Genomic DNA, 6,931 nt, shown 5'->3' on the forward strand with positions numbered 1-6,931 from the left:
TGCGGCGACCGAGCTTACATGGACGTACTTGCAGCGTCCCCCGCAACCGGACCCACCCCGCCATCCCACGGAATGCCCGCTTTTGCCGTTGCCGTTGCCGTTGCCGTTGATTCGGCAGGTGCAGGGCGCAGCCCTGCAAACCCACCCCACCCTCACCTCACGCCGCGATCCGCAGAATCGGCTTCAGCGTAATCCCCCGCGTGCTGTCCTCGGCCGCCTGGTTGATCTGCTCCAGCGGATAGAACTTCACCAGCCTGTCGAACGGGAAGCGCCCCTGCTGGTACAGCGTCACCAGCTGCGGAATGAACACCTGCGGCACGCTGTCACCCTCGACAATGCCACGGATGCTGCGGCCACCCAGCAGCAGGTTGTTCACATCGAAACTGGCAGTGGTGCCCAGCTTCGGCGCACCGACCACGCCCATCATGCCAAGCCCGCCGAGCGCTTCGATGCCGGCCGACAGCACTTCCGGGCGCCCGGTCGATTCCAGCGCGAAATCGGCGCCACCACCGGTGATCGCGCGCACCGCCTCGATCACATCGGTCTCGCGGCTGTTGACCACATGGGTGGCGCCCAGTTCCATGGCCAGCTGCAACCGCGACGGCACCACGTCGATGGCGATGATGGTGGTAGCGCCGGCCACCTTGGCCGCCATCACCGCACTCAGGCCGACCGCACCGGCGCCATAGCTGGCGAAGCTGCTGCCCGATCGCACCTGCAGCGAGTTGAGCACCGCACCGGCACCGGTCTGGATGCCGCAGCCCAGCGGACCGAGCAGCTCCAGCGGCGCATCGTCAGGCACCTTGATCGCATTGATCTCGCGCGCCAGCGCAAACGTGGCGAACGACGACTGTGCAAAGAAGTGATCGTGCAGCGGTTGGCCCTGTGCATCGGTGATGGCGGTATGGCCGTGGCCATCATCACCACCGAAATTCAGCGCGAAGAAATCGCGGCAGTACGCACCGTGGCCACCACGACAGGGATTGCAGTGGCCGCATTGGCCGTAGGTCAGCACGACATGGTCGCCGGCCTTCAGCTCGCGTACGTTGGGGCCGACCGCCTCGACGATGCCCGCACCCTCATGGCCCAGCACCGCCGGCAGCGGCACCGGATAGTACTGGTCGCGCACGATCAGATCGGTATGGCACAGGCCGGTCGCTACGATCTTCACCAGCACTTCGTCGTCCTGCGGGCCGCGCAGGCGCGCCTGCTCGATGACAAAGGGCTGTTCCTTGCCGCGTACCACCGCGGCGGTGATGTCACGCGATCCACTGTTGCTGCTCATCGTTGCGTTCTCCTCGATCAGATGGGATAGGCCGGGGCTTCGCCCTTGACCGTCATCCATTGCCACTGGGTGAATTCCTCCACGTTGGACGGGCCGCCGATGCTGGTGCCGTTGCCGGACGCCCCTACCCCACCGAAGGGATTGATGACCTCGTCGTTCACGGTCTGGTCGTTGATGTGCAGCAGACCGGTGCGCAGGCGCTCGCCCAGCTTCAGCGCGCGGCCGACATTGCGGGAGACGATCGCCATCGACAGGCCGTACTCGCTGTCATTGGCCAGGCGCACGGCTTCGTCGTCGTCATCGAACGGCACCACCACCGCTACTGGCGCGAAGATCTCTTCGTTGAACGCCGGATTGTCGACACTGACGTTGCCGAGCACGGTGGGTGCGAAGAACAGGTCCTGGTGGGTGCCGCCGGTTTCAAGCGTGGCACCCGCCTTCACCGCGTCGTCGACCACACGCGCCGCATGGTCGCGTTGCGCGGCATTGATCAGTGGGCCCAGCGCAACATCCTCGCGTGCCGGGTCACCCACCTTCAGCGACTTCGCCTTGGCCACCAGCTTCTGCAGGAAGGCCTGGTGGATGCTGCGCTGTACCAGCACACGGCCGGTGGCCATGCAGATCTGGCCCTGGTGCAGGTACACCCCCCAGGCGGTGTTGGCTACAGCCAGGTCGAGATCCGCATCGTCAAGGATGATCAGCGCGTTCTTGCCGCCCAGCTCCAGTGACACCTTTTTCAGGTGCTTGCCGGCGGCTTCGCCAACCTTGCGTCCGGCCGCCGTCGAGCCGGTGAACTGGATCATCGCCACATGCGGGTCGCTGGTCAGCGCGGCACCGGCGGCGCCGTCGCCGGGCAACATCTGCAGCACACCCTGCGGAAGACCAGCCTGCTCGAACAGGCGTGCGATCACCGCACCACCACACACCGCCGTGCGCGGGTCCGGCTTGAGCACCACGGCATTGCCGAGCGAGATCGCCGGCGCCACCGCGCGCATCGCCAGGTACAGCGGGAAATTGAACGGAGAGATCACCCCCACCACACCCAGCGGACGGCGCCGCGCCAGGTTCAGCCGCCCAGGTTCGGACGGCAGGATCTCACCCACGCTGCGCGAAGGCAGCGCGGCGGCCTCATGCAGCGCCTTGATGGTCACCTTGGCTTCGAAACCGGCCTTCAGGCGGGTGGAGCCACTTTCACGGACCAGCCAGTCGACCAGCGTATCGATGTTTTCTTCGGCCAGGCGTGCAGCCTTGCGCAGCACCTCGGCGCGCTGTTCGTACGGCGCTGCCGCCCATGCCTGTTGCGCCTGCGCCGCAGCGGCCGCCGAACGTGCGACCTGCGCCGCATCGGCCAGGCCGATTTCGCCAAGCGAGTGCCCGGTGGCGGGCTCGATCACCGGCTGGCGCTGTGCAGCGGCGCTCCATTGACCGTCGAAGAAGGCGCCTGACCAGAGTGCGTCCGGCAGCCATGGGGAAGATGCAGTCATGAAAAGTCCTCCTGTGTCGTGCCGCCATTGCACGCCTGGCCAGCAGCGTCGGCAATCGGCCATTGGCGTGATGTCGGCAAGGGATTGAATCGACGGGAATTTCCAGCATCGCCGTTGTCCAGTTCCTGCACAGTGAACGGCGCCCCTGCAGCGGCCCGCCTACAATGGCCACCCCCGCCAGCCGATGCGCCCGCCATGACCGACACCCCCCTGCCCACCGATGACCCGATCGCCGCCACCCGCCTGTGGCTGGAGCGCATCGTCATCGGCCTGAACCTGTGCCCGTTCGCCAAGGCGGTGTACGTGAAGGACCAGGTCCGCATCGTGCTGAGCGACGCGACCACACCCGAAGCCCTGGTGGAAGAACTGGCCGAGGAACTGGTGCTGCTGCGCGACACGCCGGCCGAGCAGATCGATACCACCCTGATCGTGCATCCGCAGGTACTGACCGACTTCCTCGACTACAACGACTTCCTCGACAACGCCGATGCGGCGATCGAAGCGCTGGACCTGCAGGGCATCCTGCAGGTGGCCAGCTTCCATCCGGACTACCAGTTCGATGGCGTCGCCGCCGATGACGCCAGCAACTACACCAACCGCGCGCCCTACCCCACCCTGCACCTGCTGCGCGAAGACAGCGTGGCACGCGCGGTGGATGTCTACCCGGACCCGGACGTGATCGTCGAGCGCAACATCCAGACCCTGGACCGGATCGGTGTCGAGGGCTGGCACCGTCGCCTGCGCGGCGACGACCTGTCATGAGCACGGTGCCGCCGATTGCCACCTGGCCGGCTGCGCCGCTGCACGGCAGGGTGGTGCTGGTCACCGGCGGTGCCAACGGCATCGGCCGCGGCATCGCCCAGGCGGTGCTCGGGGCCGGCGGCCGTGTGCTGATCGGCGATCTGGATGTGGAGGCGGGCCATGCCTGCCTGGCCGAATGGCAGCGCGGCGATGATGCCGCGTTCCAGCGGCTGGACATCACCGACGAAAGCAGCGTGCGCGACTTCATCGCGGCGGCCCTGCAACGCTTCGGGCGCATCGACGGCCTAGTCAACAATGCCGGCATCGCCGGGCCGCACGGCACCCTGCTGCAGGACATGGACTGGGAAGAATGGCAGCGCCGGCTGTCATCGCTGCATGGCGCGTTCCTGTGCAGCAAGCACGCATTGCCGGCGTTGTCGGCCGACGCAGGCGCGATCATCAACATCGCATCGACGCGCGCCTGGCAGTCCGAGGCGCACAGCGAAGCCTACGCTGCGGCCAAGGGCGGGCTGGTGGCCTTCACCCATGCACTGGCCATCAGTGCGGGACCGGCGGTGCGGGTGAACAGCATCAGCCCCGGCTGGATCAGCACCGATGCCTGGCAGGCACCGTCACGCCGGCACGTGCCGCAGTACTCGGCCACCGACCACGCCCAGCATCCGGTTGGCCGCGTCGGCGAACCCGAGGACATCGGCGCACTGGCGGTGTACCTGCTGTCCTCGTTGTCCGGCTTCAGCACCGGCCAGGACTTCATTGTCGACGGCGGCATGACCCGGAAGATGATCTACGCCGAATGAACCGCCTTCGGTAGTGCCGGCCGCTGGCCGGCATTCCGGTAGATCCACGCCATGCGTGGATGGCGATAGCGTGCTTACGCCATGCCCGAATGGCGCAGCAGTGCGTCGATCTGCGGCGCACGGCCTCGGAAGGCCTTGAAGTTCTCGGCGGCCGGGCGGCTGCCGCCGCGCGACAGCACCTCGTCGCGGAAACGCGCGCCGGTTGCGGCCAGCGCCTGCGGCGCTTCCTCGAACGCGGCGTAGGCATCGGCGCTCAATACTTCGGCCCACTTGTAGCTGTAGTAACCGGCGGCATAGCCACCGGCGAAGATATGGCTGAACTGGTGCGGGAAGCGATTCCAGCTCGGCGGATGGTTCACCGCCACTTCCGCACGCACCCGCTCAAGCAGTGCCAGCACGCTGTCCTGCGCCGCCTCGAACTGGCTGTGCAGCAGCATGTCGAACAGACCGAATTCCAACTGGCGCACGGTGGCCATGCCGCTGTGGAAGTTGCGTGCGGCCAGCATGCGCTCGTACAGCGCGCGCGGCAGCGGCTCGCCGGTTTCCACATGCGCGGTCATGCCCTGCAGGTGGTCCCATTCCCAGCAGAAGTTCTCCATGAACTGGCTGGGCAGCTCCACCGCGTCCCACTCCACGCCGTTGATGCCGGCCACGCCCAGTTCGCCGATGCGGGTCAGCAGCTGATGCAGGCCATGGCCCATTTCATGGAACAGCGTGGTCACTTCATTGTGGCTGAAGGTTGCCGGCTTGCCATCGGCACCACGGCCGAAGTTGCACACCAGGTACACCAGCGGCGTCTGTACGCTGCCATCGGCGCGCTCGCGGCGGTTGCGGCAGTCATCCATCCACGCGCCGCCACGCTTGCCCTCGCGGGCGTACAGGTCCAGGTAGAACTGGCCGACCAGGGCGCCCTGCGCATCCACCAGGCGGAAGAAGCGCACGTCCTCATGCCAGACCGGCGCGCTGTCTTCCTGCACGCGCAGGCCGTACAGCTGCTCGATCACCGAGAACAGGCCGCCGAGTGCCTTCGGTTCGGTGAAATACTGCTTCACTTCCTGCTCGGAGTAGCTGTAACGCGCCTGCTTCAGGCGGTCGGCGGCGAACGCCAGATCCCAGGCCTGCAGGCTGTCGATACCGAGATGCTCGCGGGCGAACTGCTCCAGCTCGGCGCGGTCCTTGGCGGCGAACGGCTTGGCGCGCGCGGCCAGGTCACGCAGGAAGCCCAGCACTTCGGCGGGGTCGCTGGCCATCTTGGTGGCCACCGAATAGTCGGCGTAGGAATCAAAGCCCAGCAGCGCGGCCAGCTCGGCACGCAGTGCAAGGATGCGATCGATGTTGCCGCCGTTGTCCAGCGCATCGTCGCCGAACTCGGAGGCGCGTTGCGCGCTGGCGCGGTACAGGATCTCGCGCAGGTCGCGGTCCTCGCCCCAGGTCTGCACCGGCAGGTAGCACGGCATCTGCAGGGTCAGCTTCCAGCCTGCCTTGCCGTCTTTTTCCGCAGCGGCGCGTGCAGCAGCCTTCACGTCGTCCGGCACGCCGGCCAGGCGCGCCGGGTCTTCGACGATCAGCGACCACGCATCGGTGGCGTCGAGCACGTTCTGCGAGAACTTCGCCGACAGCGCCGACAGTTCCTCCTTGATGGCGGAAAAACGCTGCTGCGCGTCCGCATCCAGTTCAGCACCGCCGAGGCGGAAATCACGCAGGGTGTTGTCCAGCACCTTGCGGCGCGCCTCATCAAAACCAGCCGCTTCGGTGCTGGCCGCCAGCGCCTGGTACTGGCGATACAGCGCCAGATTCTGGCCCAGCGCACTGGCAAAGCGGGTCACCCGCGGCAGGTTGCTGTTGTAGGCCTCACGCAGTTCCGGCGTGTTGACCACGCCCTGCAGGTGGCCCACCAGGCCCCAGGCGCGCCACAGGCGTTCGGTGGCGTCGTCCAGCGGGGTGACGAAGGTCTGCCAGGTTACCGGCTGCACCTGCTCGGCAGCGCTGACCGCCGCTTCGGCCTGCGCCAGCAGCACGTCCAGCGCCGGCGCCACATGCTCGGGGCGGATCGCCTCGAAGCGCGGCAGGCCGGAAAAATCGAGCAGGGGGTTGGCAACGGTCACGGCAGGTCTCCAGAGTACGGGCCCGGCAGCGCGGGCAGCCAGATCGATATGGCGCTGGCCGGGCCGGCAGACAAGGGGCGGCGGGCCATTGTTCACGTCGGCCTTACGGCCGCCGGCTGAAGCTTGCGGCGCGGGGGAGACCGCAGCGGAACGTGTCGAGGAGGCCCCACATGGAAGGTCTGGCTCCAGCTCCATCCGCAGTACGTTCACCAACGCTGGCGCTGTCGGCCAGCCCGACTGAACTGGCCTGGATCGCCGCGCTGTGCGATGCGGGCGATGATGCGCCGCGCCACCTGCAGCAGTTGCAGGCACTGCAGCGCCAGGGCGGCAGGTTCAGCGACGAGCAGGAATGGTATCCCTTCGAAGTGATCGAGCGCGGTGCCAGCCAGGTGCGGCTGGGCCACGAGCGCGAATTCGTCATCTGCGTGCTGCTGTGGCTGCAGGCCCTGGCCCAGGGCCTGTCTCTTCTCCACATCTGACGCTGCCGACGAAACAGAC

Annotated in this window: 6 protein-coding genes; 3 read left to right on the forward strand and 3 right to left on the reverse strand. The window is 67.1% G+C overall.

Annotation, left to right across the window (positions count from 1 at the left end; all coding sequences use genetic code 11):
* Positions 1–157: 157 nt before the first annotated feature.
* Together AC3WTC_RS20330 and AC3WTC_RS20335 are read right to left on the reverse strand one after the other, a co-directional pair.
* Positions 158–1,285, reverse strand: coding sequence for an NAD(P)-dependent alcohol dehydrogenase (locus AC3WTC_RS20330; protein WP_025877316.1), 1,128 nt, complete (start codon positions 1,283–1,285; stop codon positions 158–160).
* 17 nt (positions 1,286–1,302) lie between these two features.
* Complete coding sequence (locus AC3WTC_RS20335; RefSeq protein WP_492712410.1) at positions 1,303–2,769, reverse strand: benzaldehyde dehydrogenase; 1,467 nt, start codon at positions 2,767–2,769, stop codon at positions 1,303–1,305.
* A gap of 195 nt (positions 2,770–2,964) precedes the next feature.
* Between AC3WTC_RS20335 and AC3WTC_RS20340 the strand changes: the two genes are divergently transcribed.
* On the forward strand, positions 2,965–3,531 hold the full coding sequence (locus AC3WTC_RS20340; protein ID WP_025877318.1) for a DUF1415 domain-containing protein: 567 nt from the start codon (positions 2,965–2,967) through the stop codon (positions 3,529–3,531).
* The gene (locus AC3WTC_RS20345; RefSeq protein ID WP_492712411.1) at positions 3,528–4,328 is read left to right on the forward strand and encodes an SDR family oxidoreductase; all 801 of its coding nucleotides are present in this window, start codon (positions 3,528–3,530) and stop codon (positions 4,326–4,328) included. Before AC3WTC_RS20340 ends, AC3WTC_RS20345 begins: the two co-directional genes overlap by 4 nt.
* Positions 4,329–4,402: 74 nt before the next feature.
* On the opposite strand, the gene AC3WTC_RS20350 is transcribed toward AC3WTC_RS20345, so the two are convergent.
* Positions 4,403–6,433 (reverse strand): M3 family metallopeptidase, encoded by a 2,031-nt coding sequence (locus AC3WTC_RS20350; RefSeq protein WP_492712412.1) that lies wholly within the window; start codon positions 6,431–6,433, stop codon positions 4,403–4,405.
* Between the two features lie 170 nt (positions 6,434–6,603).
* Between AC3WTC_RS20350 and AC3WTC_RS20355 the strand changes: the two genes are divergently transcribed.
* Positions 6,604–6,912: a hypothetical protein gene (locus AC3WTC_RS20355; protein ID WP_492712413.1), complete on the forward strand. Its 309-nt coding sequence runs from the start codon at positions 6,604–6,606 to the stop codon at positions 6,910–6,912.
* Positions 6,913–6,931 lie beyond the last annotated feature (19 nt).

It is taken from the genome of Stenotrophomonas sp. FW305-C-20-S1 (assembly GCF_058783335.1).